This window comes from Cohnella sp. SGD-V74, assembly GCF_003001675.1.
Taxonomy (GTDB): Bacteria; Bacillota; Bacilli; order Paenibacillales; family Paenibacillaceae; genus Cohnella.
The window spans coordinates 261256-283491 of the sequence record NZ_PVYW01000002.1 but is presented as its reverse complement, the minus strand read 5'-3'; the positions used below and the strand labels follow the sequence as shown (position 1 = coordinate 283491).

Sequence of the window (22236 nt, the reverse complement as noted above, 5' to 3'; positions counted from 1 at the left end):
GGAGGCGAGGAGAAGGCATGCAGGAACTTTACGAGCGGTACAGAAGGCTGCTGTTTACGTTGGCCTACCAGCTGACGGGCACCGTGGCCGACGCGGAAGACGCGGTGCAGGACGTGTTTGTGAAAATATATGAGATCGAGCCGGAGCGGCTGGCCGAACCGAAGGCGTATTTGTGCAAAATGGTGACGAACCGGTGCCGCGATCTGCTCAAATCGGCGCGCAAGCGGCGGGAGCGGTATTTCGGCGAATGGCTGCCGGAGCCGGTTCCGACGGAGGGAGACGATTCGCTGGAGGCGATCGTGAGGGGCGAGCTGCTGTCGTACGCCATGCTGGTGCTTCTGGAGAAGCTGTCGCCCGCGGAACGGGCCGCTTTCGTGCTCAGGGAGGCGATGGGGTTCGACTATGCCGCGATCGCCGACATCGTCGGCAAGAGCGAACCCGCCTGCCGCAAGCTGATCAGCCGGGCCCGCGGCAAAATGGGCATCTCGCCCGAAGAGCCGGTCCGGCCGGAGGCGGCCAGCGAGGAATGGGTGAGGCGGTTCGTGGAGGCGCTCGAATCCGGGAACGTCGATGCGGTCGTCGCGATGCTGGCGAATGACGTAGAGCTCGTGTCCGACGGCGGAGGCAAAGTGGTTGCGGCCGTTCAACCGATCCGCGCCCCTGCGCCCGTCGCCCGGTTCCTGCTCGGTCTCGCCAAGCAAATCGCCCGCCCGGACAGCGGATTTACGTACGGACTGGCCGACATCAACGGACAGCCCGGTCTTCTTTTCCGCACGCCGTCCGGACCGGATACGATCGGCCTTGCGCATGTGGAGGGCGGCAAGCTGAGCACCCTTTATTTTATCCGCAACCCGGATAAGCTGGCGCCTTTTGTCTAGCCAGACGCCGGCTGCGCGAGGCGAGTTCTCGTAAGCCAAAAAGGACCGCTGTCTCCGATTGCGATCGGATGCAGCGGTCCTTGCGTTTACAAGTCGGCCAGACGGTAGCCGGCGCCTCTTACGGTGGCGATGTAGGTCGGCTGCTTCGGATCGTCGTCCAGCTTGCTGCGCAGGCTGCGGATGTGAACGTCGATCGCGTTGCTTCCTCCGAAATACGTCTCGCCCCACACTTCGTTCATTAACTCCTGCCGCGTCATTACTTTGCCTCCGGCGGCAAGAATCGATCTCAGCAGGTCGTATTCGGTCTTGGTCAAGTCGATGCGCGAGCCTTGGCGCGTAACGGTCATGCGGTCGGGATCGAGCACGATGTCCTTGAACGTCAGCAGCCTGGAAGGCTCGGACGACGCTGCGTGCTTCACCGACAACTGCAGGATTTTCGCGATCACTTGATCGATCGGTCCCGGCCAGACGACCGCCTCTTCACCCGGCCGCGCAGCCGCGGCGTCGTTCACGAGAGCCAGCACGGGAGAGGAACCGTCGGATGTCCAGGCTGCGGCCGAAGCCGGAGAAGGAGGCTCCACAGTTCGATCCATCAGCACGATGTTGCCTTGGATCATGGCGAGCAGCGGATCGTCGGCATGATGCAGAAGCAGGACGTCGTAGCATCTGCGGGCGAGCTCGGCGACGAGCGTCCTCAGAGCCGCAGGGCGGGGGCTGACGATCAGAATGCGGTCGGTAATCTCGCAGTATTCCCCTTCGCCCGGCAATTCGTCGGACATGAAGCCGTCGGCTGGAATTGCGTCCTCTATCAATGTTTGTTCGCGCTGCTGCATGCTCGGCACACTCCCTTGAACACGTACTGCTCGTTCGTAATATGGTATCCGGTTTCGTCCGATATTTTCGCCAGCCACTCCGGCGGAGTCGGGACGAATACTTCGTCCACCTTGCCGCAAGCCGTGCACACGATATGCTGATGCTCTTCGGTGCGGGCGTCGTAGCGGCATGCATCCCCTTCGAGCTTCAACTCCTGGATGAGTCCCTCGTCCGTCAAATATTTCAACGTATTGTACACGGTCGCATATGCGAAGCTGTGTCCGCCGGCTTTTAATCGCTCGATAATGTCCGATGCCGTAGGATGATCGTCGGCCGCGGTCAGCAGATCGTAGATCGTTTTCCGCTGCACGGTCATCGCCCCCGCTTTCCTCATCGCCTTCATCCCCTTAATTTAGACTTAGTTTAAGTTTAATCCAGTCGAGGAGAGGTGTCAATAACGCAAAAAAGCCGTCGGCGTTCGATGAGACCCCAAATTTCGGCAAGCCCGGAGAGCCCCTGATTTTTAAACAAAAAAACCGGAAAATCGATCTTTGGTTTTCCGGGTTTTCCTTTATAGTGAAAAGTAAAGTGACGGAGGTGCGCGCATATGGCTTGTACCGGTTGGAAATTCGATTTTGGCGTCGGGGAGGCCGAGTCCGGCTGGATCAAGACGACGGAGGATTGCCGCTATACGGAGGAGCGCGGCTACGGATTCGCGGGAGACGGCGCTGTGACGGCGAGAGACCGGGGAGAACCCGGCAGGCCGTGGCGGGATCTGATCATTCCCGCGGAGGCGGCGTTCCGCGTGGACTTGCCTGACGGCAATTATACGGTGACGCTCGGAATGGGAGACTGGACGCTGCCGGCGTGCACGACGCTCAAGGCGGCTCCGGGGCGATTGCTGCTGCTCAGACGGCGGGTTCCTTCCGGACAGTTCGCCCGGGAGACGGTCGGCGTCCGCGTTCGCGGCGGCAGGCTGGAGCTGAAGTTTTCGGGGCCGGCGCCGAGAATCAATTGGCTGGAAATCGCGGCGGCTCCGGATGCGATCGCGCTGCATCTGGTCGGAGATTCGACGGTCGCGGACCAGCCCGACGACGGCTATCCTTACGCGGGCTGGGGGCAGATGCTGCCTCATCTGCTCAAGCACGACGTCATCGTCGTCAACCACGCGGCGTCGGGCCGAAGCTCGCGCAGCTTTATCGGCGAAGGAAGATGGGACGAGGCGCTGCGTCAGATCAAGCCGGGCGATTACGTGTTCGTCCAGTTCGGCCATAACGACCAGAAGACGGACGAGGCGCGGCATACCGATCCGGACACGACTTATGTTCAATTTTTGGGAAAATATATCGAGGATGCCCTGGAGAAGGGCGCTCGTCCGGTTCTTGTCACTTCCGCGCAGAGGCGGTATTTTGAAGAGGACGGAACGCTGCGGGATACGCACGGGCGGTATCCGGAAGCCGTCCGGAAGCTCGCGGAGGAGCGCGGAGTTCCGCTGATCGACCTGGCGGGCAAGACCAAGCGGCTGCTGGAGGAGCTCGGTCCGGAGGCATCGAGCGCGCTGTTCATGCACGGCGCGCCGGGAGAGTTCGCGAACTTTGCCGGCGGGATCGAGGACAACACGCATTTTCAAGAGCAAGGGGCTATTCGGATGGCGGAACTCATTGCCGAAGGCATTCGCGAAGCGGGGCTGTGGCCTCTGACGATGTACCTGCGTTGATTGCTCCGCCGCCGTGCAACCGCTTTACAGCGCTTGTCCGGGATGGCATACTTTCTTCACGAGTTCATCTTGAACGATACGGAGGCGGAGAGCGATGATGCGGACGGTATTCCGATCGTTTCGGCATATGAAAATCAGAAACAAGCTGTCGGTGCTCATCGCGAGCATCATAGCAGTCACTTTCGCCTTTACGTTCCTGGTGCAGCAGTACGCCTTCTCGATCTACGACCGGCAGCTGTACGACAAGTCGGCGCAGGTGCTCAATCTGTCCTCCGCGGCGATCGAGACGAAGCTGGAGCGCATCGAGCAGATGTCGTACGACATTATCGCCGACATTCAGCTTCAGAGTCAGCTCCTGGCGATCAAAAACTCCGACTCGGAATACGACCTGCACATCATTAGGCAGAAGGTAATCGATCGACTGCTCACGTATGCGGGCTCCGAGCCCTCGATCTATTCGATACAGCTGTTCGATTCCCGGGGCGCCGAGAACGGAGCGGGCAATGTGACTCGCGTCGAGCCGGGCAAAATCGAGCGGATTCAGCAGGCGACCCGCGAAGCGGAAGGGGATATGCGCTGGTTTTTCCCGGAGTCGCCGGACGCCGCTTTGATTTCCGCCCGCGACATTCGTTCGTTCAGCAACACGAACTTCGATCTGGAATTTCTAGGCACGCTGCTCATCCGCGTGAACATCGGCAAAATCGCCCAGCAGGTTTCGGACACCGAAGGGGATTTGATTCTGTTCGCCGGCGAAGAGGTGATCTACCCGCAGGAGCCTCTGTTCAGCCCTCAAGAGGTGCTCGGCTCGCTCCGTTCCTCCAAAGGCTATTTCACTCAGGAGTTCGAGGGCCATACGTATTTCATCTCTTATACGCGCTCGTCGGGAACGGGCTGGACGTATTTGAACATTACGCCGTTTAATCAGATTTTCGAGCGGGTCATTTTCATCAAGGAACTGGTCGTCATCGTCTTCATCGCCATCTTCGCGCTGATGATTCCGCTCGGCATCCGTTTCTCGCGCAGTCTGACCCGGCCGATCGACAGCCTGATCGCGCGCATGAAGCTGGCCGAGAAAGGGAATTTCGCGGAAGCGCATCTGCCTTCGGCGGAAGAGTCTGCGCTGTCGATGGACGAGATGGGGCTGCTGCACCGCACGTTCCGGCTGATGGTCGAACGGATCAATACGCTCATTACCGAAAATTACGCGAATCAACTGCTGATCAAAGAGACGGAGTTCAAGGCGCTGCAGGCGCAGATCAATCCGCATTTTCTGTATAACACACTGGAGTCGATCAACTGGATCGCCAAAGTCAATAAACAATCGAAAATCTCGAGCATGGTGGAATCCCTGGCGTTCCTGCTGCGCAACTCCATCAGCATGAAGGAAGAAATTTTGACGCTTGGGGAAGAACTGGAAGTAGTGGAAAGTTACGTGACGATTCAGAAATACCGTTTCGACGATCGTCTGATCTTCGAGCTGGATGTGCCGGACGAGCTGCTCGGCCTGCGGTTGCCGAAGCTGACGCTTCAGCCGCTGCTGGAAAACGCGATCCACTACGCGCTCGAGCCGACGATCGGGAAGAGCCGGATCGTCGTTCGCGCGGAGCTGTCGGACGACGATCTGCTCGTCTCCGTGGAAGACGACGGCCCCGGCATGCCGGAGGATACGCTGGAGCGGCTCCGAAGCGGCGAGTTAAAGGCCAGAGGCAAAGGCATCGGACTGCTGAACATCGACGAGAGAATCAAGCTGGCGTTCGGAGAGCGGTACGGCTTGCGGATCGAGAGCGAGCCGGGACGCAGAACTCGCGTCATTGTGGCGCTGCCGCGCGAAGAGGGGGAATAGGGAATGTACAAGGTGCTGCTCGTCGACGACGAGAAAATCATCCTCGACGGCATCTCGCAAATGATCGATTGGACGTCTCTGGGCACCGAACTGATCGGTACGGCGCCCAACGGGGTCGAAGCCTACGAGCGCATCCGGGAGCTGGCTCCGGATATCGTCGTCAGCGACATCCGCATGCCCGGAATGGACGGCCTGGAGCTGGTTGCCGCGGTTCACCGGGACTTTCCCGGCGTCCGCTTCGTGCTGCTGTCCGGCTTCGGGGAATTCGACTACGCGAGCAAGGCGATGCAGTACGGGGTGAAGCATTATTTGCTGAAGCCGACCAACGAGCACAAGATTGCCGAGGCGCTGACCGAGATCGTCGGCGAGCTGGAGGCGGACGAGCGCCGCGAACGGTTCGTCAGCGACATGAAGCAGGAGCTGTCCAAGGTGATGCCCCACGTCAAGGAGCAGGTGCTGAAGGAGTTCGTTACGAACAAGACGTACGGCAGCCGCGATTGGGACTATTACCGGAAGCTGTTCCGGTTCGAGATCGAGCGCCCCGTCCGCCTGCTGCTGTTCCAGGCTGAAGGGACGAGCGTGGAGTTTGAGCATCTGTTCGCAATCAAGAATATCGCCGAAGACCTGCTCGAGACGACGCTTCTTGGCACGACGATCGGAGACCATGTGCTCATTCTGATCGAAGACGCGCTTCCGCTCGAAGAGCTGTTTCGCAAGCTGGAACGGATACGCGCCATTTTCCAGAGCTATTACAAGATGGACGCCACGATCGCGCTCAGCGAGCCGGACCGGATCACACAGGCGAGAAGCCTGTACCGGGAGACGCTGAGCTGCTTGAATTACCGGTTCTATCTGGGGGAAGGCGGCGTCATTACGAGCAAGGATACCGGGGAGCCGGAGCGGGAACAGCTCGATGCGTTCTCCTTCGACGCGGAACGGCTGACGATGCCGGTGCAGTCCGGCCATAGAGAAGAGGCCGAGCAGGCGCTGGCCGATCTGATGAGGGAGCTGAAGCGGGGGCAAGCGGACATCGACTTGACCAAGTCTCATGTCGTCCAGCAGTTCGTCTCCCTCATCCGGCTCGGCGATCCGCAGCGGATGGAGCGGTATTACCGCCAACTGGCGGAACTGGCGGGAATGAACACGCTGCAGGCGATGCAGGCGGTGCTCGAGGAGACGGTGCGCGAGCTGGCGCAGTTCCATTACGAGCGCAACGTCGTTAAGATTACGTCGATCGTGCGCAAGATGATGGACATCGTCGAGGAGCAGCTGGGCAATTCGGACTTGTCGCTGAACCAGGTGGCCGGCGAGATGCTGTACATGAACGCGGACTATCTCGGCAAGCTGTTCAAGAAGGAGACCGGAGAGAAATTTTCCAACTATGTCGTGAAAGCCCGGATCAAGAAGGCGACGGAGCTGTGGGCCGCCAATCCCGAGATCAAAATTTTCGAGATGGCCGAAATGCTCGGTTTTGGAGACAATCCCCAGTATTTCAGCCAGGTATTCAAGAAGCAGATGGGCTGCACCCCTTCCGAGTATGCCAAGCAGGCGGACAACTCTGCTTTTTGAACAAACAGCACGGTTTTTTGGATTACGATTTCGATCCGCCCCGATGATAATAGGAAATGTAAGCACTAACAACTCAACCGATCTCAAAGGGGAGGATTTAGAAATGAAAAAAGCATTAACCGGTATCGTCCTGCTCGCTCTCGTCATCAGCCTGATCGGCTGCGGCTCCGGCAACGGCAAAGAAGCGGCCAGCTCCGCTCCGGCTTCGTCTCCCGCAGGCTCGGCGGACGCATCCCCGTCCGCGTCGGCCAGCGAGAGCAAAGATCCGGTCAAGCTGCGCGTCGCCTGGTGGGGCGGCCAGGCCCGTCACGATTACACGCTGAAGGTCATCGAGCTGTACGAATCGCTGAACCCTCACGTGACGATCGAGCCGGAATACGCCGCATTCGACGACCACTGGAAGAAGCTCGCGCCTAACGCGGCGGCCGGCAATCTTCCGGACGTCATCCAGATGGATATCTCCTATCTGTCGCAATACGGCGGCCGGGGTCAGTTGGAAGATCTGACTCCTTACACGCAGAACGGCACGATCGACGTCAGCTCGATCAGCGAGGCGTCCATCTCCGGCGGCAAGCTCGGCGACCAATTGTTCGCGATGAACCTCGGCTCCAACGCGCTGCTGGCCGTCATCGACAAGGCGATGCTGGAAGCTGCGGGCGGCACGATGCCCAACGAAGATTGGACTTGGGATGACTTCACGAAGCTCGGCCCGGTCATGAAGTCGCAAGGCAAGCTGCTGACGGCGGATCTTCGCCACGACGTATTCTTCCCGTTCTATCTGAGAGGCAAAGGCCAGCACATGTACGCGGCCGACGGCAAAGGATTGGGCTATACCGACGATCAGCTCTTCATCGATTTCTACACGAGATATCAGGAATGGTACAACAACGGCTATCTGCTGTCCCTCGACAAGCTGGCGCAGAAGAAGGGCACGCCGGAGGACGGCGAGCTCGAGATGGGCAACGCGGTCAGCACGTGGGGCTGGTCGAACCAATATATTCTGTCCTCCACGGTGGCGAAGCGTCCGTTCGAAATTTTGCCGGTGCCGGGCTGGAACGAGAACAAGGCTCTGTTCCTGAAGCCGAGCATGTACTTCTCGATCGCCAAAAACTCCAAGGTGAAGGAAGAAGCGGCGAAGTTCATCGACTTCTGGGTCAACAACATCGAAGCGAACAAGATCATCATGGGCGAGCGCGGCGTTCCGGTCTCCTCCAAGGTGAAGGAAGCGCTGAAGCCGGACCTGACTCCGGAGCAGGCCAAGGTGTTCGACTACGTCGCATGGGCCGAGCAGAACAGCAGCCAGATGGACCCTCCGAACCCGGTCGGCGCCGTCGAGGTCGACAAGCTGCTCAAGGATACGGCCGAGCAAATTCTGTACAAGAAGCTGACCGTCGAAGAAGGCGCGGCCAAGTTCCGCGAGGAAGCGACGAAAATACTCTCCAAAAACTAAAATGGGTTTCTTGTTTGATCGGGCTCGCGGCTTCCGCGGGCCCGGTTTGTTTTAAAGTTCCGTAATTCGGGAACCTTTTGCGCGCTGCGTTGTCTAACTTATCGAGGTGAGCGGAGTGGAGTACGATTATTTGAAATACGTTTCCCGCATGCAGTCCGCTTCTCTTCAGGATCTGATGCAGGAATACGGGGCGGAAGTATGGAATTATGCGTTCCTGTTGACGCGAAGCCGCCATGTGTCCGACGACATCGCGCAGGACGTGTTTTTGCAGGCGTATCTGCATATTGCCTCCTTCCGAGGGCAATCGTCGATGCGGACTTGGCTTTTCTCCATTACGCGCAACAGGGTCATTAACTATAGGAGGTCCGCGTTCTTCCGCAAAGTGACGCTGCTCGATTTTCTCTATCAAGCGCCGAGCGCTCCTTCCGCGGAGGAGCAGTTCATGAATCGCGCGTATACGGACTCGATCTGGGAATCGGTCATGAAGCTTCCTCCGAAATACCGGGAGGTGCTCCTTATGGAGGCTCAATATGAAATGCCGTTGGCGGAAATGGCGCAATTGCTGCGGGTCTCGATCGGGACGGTAAAATCCAGACTGCATCGAGCTCGGGCCAAAATGAGGACGCTGATGGAGGAGGCTGAGAGCGTTGAAGGAAGCTAAACCGGAATGGTATGCGCGATTAAAACAAGGACCATTCGAGGGGGACGTATTCGGTGCGGATCGGCAGCGGGAAGTGGAGGCGCGGGCGCAAGCGGGACAGAAGAGAAGGACAGGAAAGACGCGTCTGAATGCAAGGGCGGCCGCGCTGGCGGCTGCTGCGGTCTTGCTCATCGCAGTTGCCGTTCTGGCGACGTCAGGCCAACCGTTCGATTCGGACCGCCACGGGAGCGTCGGCGGCGGAGGAGAGGAGGAGCCGATAATGACGGTCGGAAATTTCATGGACCGGCTGCGAATCGGGATGACGCAGGAGGAGGTTCGGCAAGCGTTCGGCAACGATTATGAAGGTATGTCTGTACGTCGGGACTTTCCCCAGGAGCACAGGGAAGACCCGAACGATATATCGACGTGGAGCGCAGTCGATCTATGGCGTTACGACTTCGGCGTCCGGGACGGGTATGAAGTTCGACAAGGCGAAGCGGTTAACGATCCGGAGGATGGCTTCGATCTCGACGGAATCCGCAATGGGGAGATCGAAGCGCAACTGATCATCAACTGGAGGGACCGCAAGGTGGAGCGCGTTATTGCCAAAATGCACTCCGGCGAGGGGACAATCGGCACAACCCGTCTCGGGCCGGTCATCGAACACGACGCGCCTCTGGCGGTGGGGGAGCCGCCGGGAGCGGACCCGACGGCTTCCGATAGCTCTTCGGATTCGGAGTTGCCCACGCCTAACGAGGGGATTCGGGCTGTCGGGGATTCCGCCGCAGGAAAATTACAGCTGCGGCCCGATAAATCCGGCGACGAGAGCGTTCGGATGCTGGGCGCGCCGAGCTGTCTCGGGCAGGAGACAGATGTCCGGTTTCTCGGAAATTACGAGCTGGTTCTCCATCGATTATCCGGCGAAGAGACGGTTGTGCAAAGCTTCGAACAACTCGAGATGATCTGGCAAGGGAACGAAACTATTGAATTCAGGAAGCTGGAGCTTCCGGATATCGAACTGTTTGTGTTCCTTCCTCGTTATGCCGATTGCCACGCCTTGGACTTCTATGTTTACGGCGTCGACAAAGCTACCGGGGAAGCGGCCAACTATACGTTCAGGGACGGCGAGAAGAATCATCTTGCCTGGACGACGTCGCCGGAGGAATTGCCGAAGGCCGCGGACGGCAGATTGGTCGTGGAAGGAGGCAGAGGGGCCGGGCAAGATGGCGCGGTGCGCTATATTTTCGAGCCGGTTCCCGAGAAGCATCAGCTCCGATTGGCAGATGAAGAACGAATTCCTTGATGTCGAGGAATTCGTTCTTTTTTATAGAGTGCCCAACTCTGCGTACCTCCTCTCTTGAAGTCGGCTAATTGAACAAAAACAACGGTTTTTTGCCTTCAGATGTGCGTTTTCGGGCTTCATAATAAGCATATAAGCAAACGTTTACTTACGTGCCGGCCGAGGCTGGTCAAGCCTGCACCCGACTATCGTCCAAGGAGCTGAAACCATGAAACTGCGAGAGAACGACCACGTGGTCGGCTATGCGTTCGCCGCCCCGTTTATTCTGGGGTTTCTGCTGTTTATCGTCTACCCGGTTTTCTCGTCGCTCTACTATTCATTCACGAATTACAACCTGCTGGAGGCGCCGAGCTGGGTCGGCTTCGATAACTACACCAAAATGTTCACCGACGACGAGAAGTACGCCAAGTCGATCTCCGTCACGCTGAACTATGTGCTTGCCAGCGTGCCGCTCAGACTCGCCTTCGCCCTCGGCGTGGCGATGCTGCTGAACAAGGCGATCGCGGGCATCGGGCTGTACCGTTCCGCGTACTACCTGCCGTCCCTGATCGGCGGCAGCGTGGCGGTATCCATCCTATGGTCGCAGGTGTTCGGAGACAAGGGACTGGTCAACTCCGCGCTCGGTCTGATCGGCATCGAATCCAGCACGTCGTGGATCGGCAATCCCGGCACTGCGCTATGGACGCTGATTGCCCTGTCCGTCTGGCAGTTCGGCTCGTCGATGCTCATTTTCCTCGCGGGGCTCAAGAACATCCCGAAGGACTACTACGAGGCAGCGAGCGTGGACGGCGCGAACAAGGTTCGGCAGTTTTTCAAGATCACGCTGCCGCTGCTCAGCCCGATTATTCTGTTTAACCTGATCATGCAGACGATCTCCGCGTTCATGACGTTTACGCCGGCCTACATCATCTCGCGCGGCGAAGGCGGACCGCTCGACGAAACGCTGCTGTACTCCCTGTACCTGTACAAGCGGGCATTCACGTTTTACGAGATGGGATACGCCTCCGCGATGGCCTGGGTGGCGCTGATCGCCATCGGTCTCGTGACGCTGCTCATCTTCCAGTCCTCGCGCTACTGGGTCCACTACGAATCGAAGGGGGATAGATAACATGGCGATCTCGCGCAGACAATGGAAAACCGTCTTCTATCACCTGTTGGTCGGCCTTCTGGCGCTCGGCATGATCTATCCGATTTTGTGGCTGGTCGCCAGCTCGCTCAAGCCGAACGACGAAATTTTCACGACGGCGTACAGCCTGATTCCGAGCAGTCTCGAATGGGGCAACTACGCCTCCGGCTGGGCGGGCTTCGCGGGCAACTCGTTCGGCACGTTCTTCAAAAACTCGTTCATCATCGTCAGCCTGTCGACCATCGGGGCGGTGTGCAGCTCGGCTCTCGTCGCTTACGCGTTCTCGCGCATTCCGTTTTTCGGACGGGGCTTCTGGTTCGGGTGCATGATGCTGACGCTGATGCTGCCGCGCGACGTGACGATCATTCCGCAGTACATCATGTTCTCGGAACTCGGCTGGCTGCAGTCGTTCAAGCCGCTGATCGTGCCGCAGTTTCTCGGCATTCCGTTTTTCATTTTCCTGATCATGCAATTCATCCGGACGGTGCCCGCGGATCTCGACGAAGCGGCCAAAATCGACGGGTGCAGCAAGTACGGCATTTTCTTCAAAGTCATTCTGCCGCTGATCGTGCCTGCGATGATGACTTCGGCGATCTTCTCCTTCTACTGGACGTGGGAGGACTTCATCCACCCGCTGCTGTACTTGAACCAGCCCGAGCTGTATCCGGTGTCGCTGGCGCTCAAGCTGTTCCTGGACGGGGAGTCGCTCAACAACTGGGGTGGAATGTTCGCGATGTCGACGTTGTCTCTCGTACCGGTGTTCGTGATCTTTTTCATCTTCCAGAAGTACATCGTCGACGGTATCAGCACAAGCGGTTTGAAGGGGTAATCTACATTGGGAGGAGCAGACGATATGCCAGCATTGCAGTTTAACGACGACGAAATCAGAGACGCGATCGACCGGGTGGTCGAGCGGACGTTCCGTATGGATTTCAGCTGGGATTGGCCCGGAGGGGTCGCGTTCTACGGAGTGTGCGAGGCTTACGCGGCGACGGGGAAGGCGGAGTATCTGGAACGAGTCAAAGCCTGGGTGGATGAAAATAGGGAGGATGGCCTGCCCAAGCTGTCGGTCAACGGGGTGTCGGTCGGCCATTCCTTACTCACGCTATACGAGGCGACGAAGGATGAACGATACATCGAGACGGCGAAGGAGATGGCGGAGTTTCTGACGCACGACGCTCCGCGGTTCGGGGACGGCATCTTCCAGCACACGGTCAACTCGGAGACGTACAACTTCCCCGAGCAGGCGTGGGTGGACACGATGTTTATGGCAGGCTACTTCCTGCTGCGGATCGGCAAGCTGCTGAATCGCGAAGATTATTTCAATGACGGCTTGCGGCAGTATCACGGGCATGAGAACGTGCTGCAGGACCCGCGTACGAACCTGTACTACCACGGCTGGGACAATATCGCGGGCAATCACATGTCCGGCGTGCACTGGGCTCGCGGCAACTCCTGGGCGGCGCTGACGATGACAAGGGCGCTGGACATCGTGCCGGTCGACCTGCCGAACTTCATGATTATCGAAGGCTCGCTGCGCGATCAGTTGAGCGCGCTTGTCCGGCTGCAGGACGAGTCGTCCGGTCTATGGCACACGATCCTCGACGATCCGACCTCTCCGCTGGAGACGTCGGGCTCGGCGGGCATCGCGGCTGCGCTGCTGTCCAAGGGAAGGCTGTACAACAAATATACGCAGCGCTCCATCGACGGCATTCTTGCTCGTATTACCGAGGACGGCACGGTAACGGGGGTGTCCGCCGGCACGGCAGTCATGCAGAACGCCGACGGCTACAAGGGCGTGCCGGACAAGCGTATCCAGGGCTGGGGCCAAGGTCTGACGCTGGCGTTCCTCGCGGACGTGCTGAACGTTCGCAAAAATCCTTATTGAATCGATAGGCGCGGAGCTGTTCCGCAAGTCTTGAAGGGCAATTTCGGTTGCCGGGACTTGCGGGGCAGCTTCTTTTTGGCGATTTATCGTTTTCCGCCTCTTTTGCCGGTATCCCGTCCAGTCAGGTTGTCTGCACGCATGTTGAATAGGTACGTTGCGCCTTTTCCGCTCTTTTGCCGGTATCCCGTCGACTCAGCTTTTCTGCGCCGCATTTGAATAGGTACATAGCTGCTTTCCCTTTCTTTGCCGGTATCCCGTTCAATCAGGTTGGTCGTACGCCTCCTGAGAGATCGGACATACCTCTATTTGTCTTTATCCTGATAGCTCGGAGCGAAAAGCGGTAGGACAGATATAGAGTGGACTGACCGGAGGGGATATCGGCAAAGCGGGACGAAAAAGTGTTGGACGGGTGTGGCGTAAACTGACCGGAAGGGATAGCGACAAAGGGCGCAGAGTATGAAAGGTGAGAGATAGCACGAACTGACGGAAAGGGATACCGCCAAAAGGGAGGAAAGGGAGGTGTGATGATGGGGAGATCTGACGGAAGGGGATAGCGACAAAAGGAGAGGAAAGTGAGCGGGAAGAAGCTGACGAACTGACGGAAAGGGATAGCGGCAAAAGCAGAGAAAGGAGACGAGAGTGCTGCCTTTGTTCATTGCGCCTGTAAAATCAAATGCGTGCATAAAACTGCCTGTTCCCTGTATTGTTCGCCCCAAGCCCAATACGGGATAATGAACGTGACTTCACCATTCATAGACGGGGCGTGAAACCATGATTTTGAACACAGGGACCAATTATCGCAATCTGTACGACGAGCCGGAATATTACGCGAATTCTTTTACGCTGATCGGCCTTAAAGATTATCCGACCGGAACGCGGGTTTCTCCGGAATCCTCCCTCTACGTCGGAGAGAAAAGGAGAATCTCGCTGTTCGCCCAGACGGCGGACGGCGCTTGGATGCCTTACGGAGCGGACGTGATCAAGGTCATGAAGAAAGGTTATCTGCCGATTGTCATGACCGACATCTTGGTTGACGAGGCGATCCGCTATCGGACGGAGATGTTCGCCGGATCGCTCCAAGGCGCTCCGCTGGACGGCATGGAGACGGAAGAGGACAATTACGTGAACTGCGTCCGTCTCACGATCAGCAATGCGTCGGAACAAATCCGATCCGCCGCGTTTGCCGTCGAAGCGACTCAGCACTACACGCCGTCCAGCGTAACGAGAAAGCCGCTTCAGCGCGGTCGAGCCGGGGAGTTCACGACCGCAAGCGTCGGCAACGGCATCGTGCTGGCCGCGCAGGGCGACGACCCGATCTCCATTTCCTTCGACGGAGCAGCGGCGACGTTCTCATGCGAGCTCGCGCCGGGCGAGAGCGCGTCCGTGCAGCTGAGAATCCCCTATATGCCGGTACCGGACGTTGAAGCGCTGCGGACGGGCGAGGAGTTCGAGGCATGCCGGGCGGAGGTGGAGACGTTCTGGGAGACGTTCCTCGACCGGGGGACGCAGTTTGAGATTCCGCACGAGAAGGCGCTCAATACGCTGAGGGCTTCCATCGTCTATACGTTCATGACCCGAGACAGAGGAGAAATCCACCCTGGGGAAGGGTTCTACGATCTGTTCTGGACGAGGGACGCGGCGTTCATCAACTACGCGATGCAGATGTTCAACTATACGAAAGAAGCGGACGAGAATCTGCCCTTCTTCTGGGAGCGCAGCATCGACAAGGAAGGAGGCTTCGTCAGCCATGAAGGACAGCTGGACGGTACCGGACAAGGGCTGTGGGGGCTGTACCAATATTACATGCTGAGCCGCAACCGGGAATGGCTGGAACTGAAGTACCCAGACCTCAAGCGGGCTGCGGAATGGATTCTGAAGCGCCGCAAAACGGATCTGCCGAAGGACGATCCGTACTACGGATTGATGCCGAATTCGCTGGCTGACGGCGAGTGTCTGTGGGACGGCAGCTCCCACATCGTCGGCTACGATCTGTGGAGCCTCCGGGGGCTGAAGTGCTTCGCGCTGCTGGCCGAGCATGCGGGGCGGACCGAGGACGCCGCGGCATTCCACGAAGCCTTTGACGAATACTTGGGCTGCGTGCTGAGGGCGCTGGACAGAGCGGGCGCGGACTATTTTCCACCGAGTTACGAGCTGAAGGGGACGCATTGGAGCAACATCAAGATGATCTTCCCGTTCCCGATCGTGGACAAGGACGATCCGAGAGTCGGGGCCACGATGGACAGGGCCGAGCAGTCATTCGTCGAAGGCGTATGCGCGTGGAACGGCCAGACGGAGCTCATTCTCGACCTGCCGATGAAGGCGATTCATCCGTATATGTCGACCTACATCACGCAAACCCGTCTCATCCAGGGAGATTACCGCAAAGTAATCGAGCACTTCTTCGCCATGCTGGAGCATACCACGTCCACGCACGGATTTCCCGAAGGTATTTTCTACGAGTACCGCCTGTCCTGGAACGACACCTTGCCGCATATTTACGGACATGCGACGTATATGATTCTTCTTCGCCGCATGCTCATTCTCGAAGAGGGGGCGACGCTCCATCTCGGTCTCGGCCTGCCGCCGGAATGGCTGGAGAAGGGAGTGCGCGTGCGCGACGCGTTGACGGAGTTCGGCTTGATGAGCTTCGAGGCGTCCGGGCATGAAGGGGGTCTCCGGGCGAAAATAGACTTGCCGCAGCGCAATCGTCCGGATAAAGTCGTGGTCTACGTGCCGGAAGAGTACCAGGGCAAGCGCATTACGATTAACGGAGAAGCAGGCTTCTTACCGGACGGGCGACAATTGGTCGTGCCCGCGAAGTTCCTCGGAGGCTCCGTCATTATCGAAGCCGGCGCGTGATCGCCGGCACTAAGGGAGGTTATCGTTCATGTCCGCACTTTCCTATTGGCAGACCGTCCAGGCGACGTCCAAGGCGATTGCCGATACCCAGATCGAGGTCATTCGGCAGGCCGCGCAAGCGATCGCCGGCAGCATCGAACGCGGAGGCGTTCTCCACGTATTCGGAAGCGGCCACTCCCATATGGTTGCCGAGGACGTCTTCTACCGCGCCGGCGGGCTGGCCTGCGTCGATGCCATGCTCGAATTTCCGCTGATGGAGCTGAACGTGGGGCGTTCGACGGAGATGGAGCGGCTGCACGGGTACGCCGAAGTTCTCGTATCCGGTTATCGGCTGGAAGCGGGAGAGGTCGCCGTCGTCGTCTCCAATTCGGGGATCAACGCCGTTCCGATCGAGGTCGCCCAGGCTTGCAAGCGCAAAGGTTTGACGGTCGTGGCGATCATGAGCAGACGGCATAGCGAATCGGTCTCGTCGCGCCACAGCGACGGGTTGAAGCTGGCGGACGTCGCTGACCTGGTCATCGACAATTGCGGCGTCCCCGGCGATGCGGCTCTTGCGACCGCGGGCGCTTCCCCGGTTCGCTTCGGCCCGACCTCTACGCTGACGGGCATTCTGATCATGCAGATGATCGTGGCCGAAGTCGTCTCGCTGCTCGATTCGCGGGGCGCGAAACCGCCGATGTTCCAAAGCGCCAACGGACCGGGAGCCGAAGGGAACGCCGATTTGGCGGGAGCTTACCAGTCGAGAATCCGTTATTTTCCAAAAGCTTGATCCGGCGTGGCGGCGGAGGGAATGTAGTACAATGAGGGCATAAGAGGGGGACTGTGCATGTCGTTGGATTGGATTCCTTCCGCCGCCGAGCTGAGCCGCATTCGATTCGTCAGATCCGGCGACTTCGTCGTGAAGCCGGGCTGGGTGTACGGGCCGGTCTGTCTGGACAGCTATCAGATCGTGTTTTTTCCGGTCGGGTCCGATACCCGTTACGTAAGCCCGGGCAAATCGTTCGTACTCAGCAAACCGTGCGTCATTATCACGCCGCCGGGGGAGACGTATTCGTACGAATTCGATAAGACGCACCCGGTCAGGCATCTGTTCGTTACCTTCTATCTCGACCGGATCGCCGAGGAGCGTTCCGACGAAGGAGAGCGGCCGGAAGAATCCGTCTGCCTGCATTCCGTCGAAGAGACGTTCGTCCCCCAGCTCATCCGGCAGATTTTGTTCCTGTCCAGCAAAAAGCTGTATCTGTGGCAGGAGCGCTGCAAGCTGCTGCTGCTCTCGGCGCTGGCGGAGCTTGAAGGGCTTAAAGGGATGCCTTCCGCCAAGCTCGCGCCGATCTTCGATACGAAGCATTCCCTTCCCGTGCTGAAGGCGCTGGATTATATCGATCGCCATCTGACAGAGCCGATTGCGGTCGCCCGCCTGGCTCAAGAGGCCGGCTGGAGCCATGAGCATTTTACCCGCAAGTTCGTGCAGTACACCGGAATGTCGCCGCAGAAGGCGATTCTGATGCGCCGGCTCGACAGGGCGTGCCAACTGCTGGTTACGGAGGAACGGAGCATCTCGGAAATCGCCTATTCGGTCGGCTTCCAGAGCGTGCACTATTTCTACAGGACGTTCATGAGCGTGAAGGGAATGACCGCTTCCCAATACCGGCAGCGGTTTTCCGCGCCGCATCTGAAGCATCTGTCTCCGGTTAACGAACTGGAGACGTCGTATCCCCTTAACCACTATTATTACTATCATTGAAAGGACGTGGGCCCTTGTCCCGCATCGAATGGGCATTGGGCGTCGACATCGGCGGCACCAACGTGAAGACGGGATTCGTGAACCGCGATGGGATGTTGGTCGGCTTCCGCTCCTTCCCGACGCCCAGAACGGGAAGCGGCGCGCTGGACGTTCCGGGGCTGGCGGACGAAATAGCCGCGCAACTGCGCGAAGCTCCCGGGCAAGGGACGTTGGCCGGAATTGGCGTCGGCGTGCCGGGGCTGCTGAACGAGGAGCGCACCGAGGTCCGGTACGCGGTTAACCTGGGATTGTCGGACGTGCCCTTGGCCGCGCTGCTTCAAAAAAGGTGGAACGTTCCGGTTACGCTGGACAGCGACGTCGTTATGGGGGCGTTGGGAGAAAGTCGCCGCGGCGCGGCTGCGGAGTTCGACCGTTTCCTGTACGTCGCCATCGGCACGGGTGTGGGCGCTTGCTTGATCGAGCCGGAAGGTGTCTACCGGAATCCGATGGGCGGACCGCTGAATATCGGGCATATGGCCGTCTATCCCGAGGGAGTCGACTGCGCGTGCGGCAATCGGGGCTGCCTGGAGAGGTACGTGTCCGGGCTCGGCTTGACCGAACGTTACGAAGCGGCTGCGGGAGGATCGGCGAACCCGGATGGCGGGAGCCGAGTGTCGGTCGAGCGGATCTGCGCTCTGGCGGACCAGGGGGATGCGCTTGCCCGGAAGCTGCTGACCGAAGCCGGACGGGCTCTGGGTACCGTCTGCGCGAACCTGTTCCAGCTGTTCGGAGAGTGCCCGATCGTCGTCGGCGGAGGGTTGAGCCGTATCCGCTCGCTGCTGCTCGAGAGCGCCGTTCGGGAGCTTGCGCAGCGCGGGCGAGCGGTATTAACTGCGCCGCCGGTCGTTCTTCCGGCCGCGCTGCCGGACCGGGCGGGCGTCATGGGCGCGGCGGAAGCCGTATTTTCGAAGTGATCCGGTACGATTAAAGACGATAGTCGAACCTGCGAAGAGGCTGCCCGGACGGGGCGGCCTCTTCGCGTATTCAAAGGTTCGAAAAAAAGCTCGGATTATTCCACCTTTTCAGTCGAATGCGTACCGCTCGGAGCTTGCCGCCCATCGCTTAGAATACATGTAAGACGCCCCGGCTGCCGTGCCGCGCCCGGGGACAAACACGAAGGAGGCGAAAGCCGGTGCCAGGCCGCAATACCAGAATCAAGCTCTTCCACGACGCCGTGTTTATAGGACCGGCCTTGCTCTTCTTTATCACGCTGACCTTGCTTCCGTTTCTGTTCGGCTTCTATTATTCCCTGACCTCCTGGAACGGGGTCAGCGGCAACGCGGAGTGGGTCGGACTCGACAATTTCGTCCGGTTGTTCACTCAAGACGACCGGTTCCTGCGATCGTTCTGGTTTACGTTCCGCTTCATGATGATTTCCCTGCTGCTCAGCAACCTGATCGGCTTCGGCTTCGCGTTGGCGCTTACCCGACATCTGAAGCTGACGAACGTGCTGCGCGTCTCCTTCTTCATGCCGAACATTCTGGCCGGCTTGTTGCTCGGATTCATCTGGCAGTTCATTTTTCTGAGAGGCTTCCCATCTCTGGGGAACATGACGGGCTGGTCGTTCTTCAAGCTAAGCTGGCTCGGCGACGCTTCGACCGGGTTCTGGGGAATGGTGATCGTCTTCGTCTGGCAGATCAGCGGGTACCTGATGGTCATCTACATTTCCGCGCTGCAGAACGTGGATTCGTCGATTATGGAAGCGGCGCGCATCGATGGAGCCGGCGGCTTCCGTTCGTTGACTCGGATCATCCTTCCTCTAATCATGCCGTCGATTACCGTGTGCTTGTTCCTGTCGCTCTCGATTTCGTTCAAAGTGTTCGACCTGAACCTGTCGCTGACGAACGGAGGCCCGTTCCACTCGACGGAATCGGTCACGATGAACATCTACAACGAAGCTTTCCAGAACAATCGTTACGGGCTCGGAAGCGCGAAAGCGGTCATTTTCTTCCTCGTCGTATCGGCCATTACGCTGCTGCAGGTTACGCTGACGAAAAGACGGGAGGTGCAGATGTAAGATGGTCGGAAACCGTTATTCCTGGAAAACCCTGCTGCTAGAGCTTGCGATCGTCGTCTGCGCGCTTGTCTTCCTGTATCCGCTGTATCTCGTCGTTCTGAACTCCTTCAAGCTGTTTCCGGACATTATGAGCCGGTCGGCCAATTGGCCGGAAGCGTTCATCACGGATAATTACGTCCGCGCCTGGAAGGCGACGAATTTTCCTAACGTGCTGTTCAACTCTGCGTTCGTCACCGTCCTGAGCAACGCCGGCATCGTCCTGCTCAGCTCGATGGCCGCCTGGAGGCTGGCCCGGCGGGCGGGCAGAGGCAGCCAGATCGTCCTGCTGCTGTTCGTCTCGTCGATGGTCATTCCGTTCCAATCGATCATGATTCCGCTTATGCAGATCGGCGGCAAGCTGGAGCTGATCGGAAGCCTGCCGGGCCTGGTCGTGCTGTACTTCGGGCTCGGGGCGCCGTTTACGATCTTCCTGTACCACGGGTTCGTCAAATCCGTTCCGACGGAGATCGAAGAGTCGGCGATAATCGACGGCTGCGGCATGCAGGGGCTATTCTGGAAAATCGTGTTCCCGCTGCTCAAGCCGATTACGATGACCGCGGTCATTCTGAACAGCTTGTGGATCTGGAACGACTTCCTGCTTCCCGTCATGGTGCTGCACCAGGCGAAAATGTACACGATTCCGCTTGCGCTCTATTCCTTCTTCGCCCAATACGCGAAGCAGTGGGACATGGCGCTGGCCACGCTGGTCATGTCGATGACGCCGATCGTCGCGTTGTTCCTCGGCTTGCAGAGGTTCATCATTCGCGGGATTACGGCGGGCTCCGTCAAAGGCTGAGAAGGCCGAAGAGGCCGAGTCGCCAAGGTGACATTCTTTTCCATAGGAAAAGGTTCACATACGCTTCTATAATGAAAATCGGGGAGGAACAGAAATGAACAAACGTTGGACAGGTTTGGCCTCGGCTGCGCTGATCGCGGGGCTGCTTGCAGGGTGCGGCGGCGGCAGCGAATCGGGAAGCGGCAGTCCCGAGGCGAGCGGCTCGCAGGGCGCGGAGTCTCCGTCCCAAGCGGCGGGAGAAATTCAGGAGGTGCGCGTGTTTCACTTCATGGTGGACATCGCCGAGCCGTTCAACGCCATGACGGCGGAGTTCGAGAAGGAGCATCCCGATATTAAAATCGTCAACGACATCGTCGGCGGCAGCGCCGATTGGAAGTCGGATCTGAAAACCCGGTTTGCCGCCGGGCAAGGACCGGACATTTTCGCGGTAGACGGACCGTCGATGCTGAGCCTGTGGCAGTCGCGCATCGTTGACCTGTCCGGGGAGCCTTGGGCCGAGCACGCGCTTCCGTTCGCGAAGGAAGCGGCGACGCTGGACGGCAAGCTCTTCGGCATGCCTTACAATCTGCAAGGCTTCGGTCTGGTCTACAACAAGGACTTGTTCGAGAAGGCCGGCATTACCGAGCTGCCGAAGACGCTGTCGGAGCTGGAAGCGGCGGCGGAGAAGCTGCAGGCGGCAGGCATTACGCCGTTCGGCAACGGCTACGGGGAATGGTGGATTCTCGGCATGCAGCAGATGAATATCGCGTTCGCGCAGCAGGACGATCCGGACCAGTTCCTTCAGGACCTGACGACGGGGACGGCTGCGATGAAAGGCAACCCGATCTTTGAAGATTACAAGAAGTTTCTCGATCTGACGCTGAAATACGGGTATGCCAACCCGCTTACGACGGACTACAAGACGCAGGAAACGCTGCTCGCCAACGGAGAAGTCGCGATGATCCATCAAGGGGACTGGGCGGAAATGCCGCTGCGCCAGATGAATCCGGATCTCGGCAACATCGGCCTGATGCCGGTGCCGATCAACGACGACGCCGAGCGGATGGACCGTCTCGAAGTCGGCACGCCGATGTTCTGGGCGGTTAACAAGGATTCGAAAGCGATCGAAGCGGCCAAGACGTTCATGGACTGGATGGTCAGCTCCGAGACCGGCAAGAAATACCTGGCCAAGGACTTCCAATTCATTCCCGCCTACGACAACATTCCGGCCGACGGCCTGAGCTCGTTGTCGCAGGAAGTGGTGAAATATTCGCAAGCGGGCAAAACCGTTCCGTGGAGCTTTAACCAATGGCCTGACGGAACGTACAACGAGTTTTACGCGCTTGTCCAAGGTTATGTCGCCAACAAGCTCGATTACGACCTCGTGCTGGAGAAGATGGACGAAGCCTGGAAAAACTTGAGTCAGAAATAGGGAGCCGACGAGCTTCCCCGGAACAAACCCTAAGCCTTCGGGCTTACGGTTTGTTTTGCCTTTTTCCCGCCGGGAGCGCGGACGACATCGAAGAAACAGGGGGAGCA

At 58.7% G+C, this 22236-nt stretch carries 19 protein-coding genes; 17 read left to right on the top strand and 2 right to left on the bottom strand.

What is annotated here, in order from left to right:
• Positions 1–17: 17 nt before the first annotated feature.
• A complete protein-coding gene (gene sigJ / locus B0G52_RS03830) occupies positions 18–878 on the top strand; it encodes an RNA polymerase sigma factor SigJ (RefSeq protein WP_094042191.1) in 861 nt (286 codons plus the stop codon).
• Positions 879–964: 86 nt separating this feature from the next.
• On the opposite strand, the gene B0G52_RS03825 is transcribed toward sigJ, so the two are convergent.
• Positions 965–1711 (bottom strand): winged helix-turn-helix transcriptional regulator, encoded by a 747-nt coding sequence (locus tag B0G52_RS03825; protein WP_233162341.1) that lies wholly within the window; start codon positions 1709–1711, stop codon positions 965–967.
• Complete coding sequence (locus tag B0G52_RS03820; protein WP_094042190.1) at positions 1687–2085, bottom strand: Fur family transcriptional regulator; 399 nt, start codon at positions 2083–2085, stop codon at positions 1687–1689. Before B0G52_RS03820 ends, B0G52_RS03825 begins: the two co-directional genes overlap by 25 nt.
• Positions 2086–2298: 213 nt before the next feature.
• Between B0G52_RS03820 and B0G52_RS03815 the strand changes: the two genes are divergently transcribed.
• The 16 genes from B0G52_RS03815 (at position 2299) to B0G52_RS03740 (ending at position 22129) form a co-directional block, all read left to right on the top strand.
• The gene (locus B0G52_RS03815) at positions 2299–3408 is read left to right on the top strand and encodes a rhamnogalacturonan acetylesterase (RefSeq protein ID WP_094042189.1); all 1110 of its coding nucleotides are present in this window, start codon (positions 2299–2301) and stop codon (positions 3406–3408) included.
• A 94-nt stretch (positions 3409–3502) separates the two neighbouring features.
• The gene (locus B0G52_RS03810; RefSeq protein WP_233162339.1) at positions 3503–5251 is read left to right on the top strand and encodes a cache domain-containing sensor histidine kinase; all 1749 of its coding nucleotides are present in this window, start codon (positions 3503–3505) and stop codon (positions 5249–5251) included.
• 3 nt (positions 5252–5254) lie between these two features.
• The gene (locus B0G52_RS03805; RefSeq protein ID WP_094042188.1) at positions 5255–6820 is read left to right on the top strand and encodes a response regulator transcription factor; all 1566 of its coding nucleotides are present in this window, start codon (positions 5255–5257) and stop codon (positions 6818–6820) included.
• 103 nt (positions 6821–6923) lie between these two features.
• The gene (locus tag B0G52_RS03800) at positions 6924–8270 is read left to right on the top strand and encodes an ABC transporter substrate-binding protein (RefSeq protein ID WP_094042187.1); all 1347 of its coding nucleotides are present in this window, start codon (positions 6924–6926) and stop codon (positions 8268–8270) included.
• A gap of 115 nt (positions 8271–8385) precedes the next feature.
• Positions 8386–8931, top strand: a complete 546-nt coding sequence (locus B0G52_RS03795; protein ID WP_233162337.1) for an RNA polymerase sigma factor — start codon at positions 8386–8388, stop codon at positions 8929–8931.
• Positions 8918–10213: a hypothetical protein gene (locus B0G52_RS03790; protein ID WP_094042186.1), complete on the top strand. Its 1296-nt coding sequence runs from the start codon at positions 8918–8920 to the stop codon at positions 10211–10213. Before B0G52_RS03795 ends, B0G52_RS03790 begins: the two co-directional genes overlap by 14 nt.
• A gap of 205 nt (positions 10214–10418) precedes the next feature.
• On the top strand, positions 10419–11318 hold the full coding sequence (locus B0G52_RS03785) for a carbohydrate ABC transporter permease (RefSeq protein WP_094042185.1): 900 nt from the start codon (positions 10419–10421) through the stop codon (positions 11316–11318).
• Position 11319: 1 nt separating this feature from the next.
• A complete protein-coding gene (locus B0G52_RS03780; RefSeq protein WP_094042184.1) occupies positions 11320–12165 on the top strand; it encodes a carbohydrate ABC transporter permease in 846 nt (281 codons plus the stop codon).
• Positions 12166–12189: 24 nt separating this feature from the next.
• A complete protein-coding gene (locus tag B0G52_RS03775; protein WP_094042183.1) occupies positions 12190–13224 on the top strand; it encodes a glycoside hydrolase family 88/105 protein in 1035 nt (344 codons plus the stop codon).
• A 771-nt stretch (positions 13225–13995) separates the two neighbouring features.
• Complete coding sequence (locus B0G52_RS03770) at positions 13996–16083, top strand: glucosidase family protein (RefSeq protein ID WP_094042182.1); 2088 nt, start codon at positions 13996–13998, stop codon at positions 16081–16083.
• Positions 16084–16111: 28 nt separating this feature from the next.
• Positions 16112–16852 carry a sugar isomerase domain-containing protein gene (locus B0G52_RS03765; RefSeq protein ID WP_094042181.1) on the top strand — a complete coding sequence of 247 codons (741 nt, stop codon included), beginning with the start codon at positions 16112–16114 and terminating at the stop codon, positions 16850–16852.
• Positions 16853–16909: 57 nt separating this feature from the next.
• Entirely contained in the window at positions 16910–17827 is a 918-nt protein-coding gene (locus B0G52_RS03760) for a helix-turn-helix domain-containing protein (protein WP_094042180.1), read from the top strand.
• 14 nt (positions 17828–17841) lie between these two features.
• A complete protein-coding gene (locus B0G52_RS03755; protein ID WP_158223570.1) occupies positions 17842–18780 on the top strand; it encodes an ROK family protein in 939 nt (312 codons plus the stop codon).
• 218 nt (positions 18781–18998) lie between these two features.
• Positions 18999–19883 carry a carbohydrate ABC transporter permease gene (locus B0G52_RS03750; RefSeq protein ID WP_198960587.1) on the top strand — a complete coding sequence of 295 codons (885 nt, stop codon included), beginning with the start codon at positions 18999–19001 and terminating at the stop codon, positions 19881–19883.
• A 1-nt stretch (position 19884) separates the two neighbouring features.
• Positions 19885–20718, top strand: coding sequence for a carbohydrate ABC transporter permease (locus tag B0G52_RS03745; protein WP_094042177.1), 834 nt, complete (start codon positions 19885–19887; stop codon positions 20716–20718).
• A gap of 94 nt (positions 20719–20812) precedes the next feature.
• Complete coding sequence (locus B0G52_RS03740; RefSeq protein ID WP_094042176.1) at positions 20813–22129, top strand: ABC transporter substrate-binding protein; 1317 nt, start codon at positions 20813–20815, stop codon at positions 22127–22129.
• Positions 22130–22236: the final 107 nt, after the last annotated feature.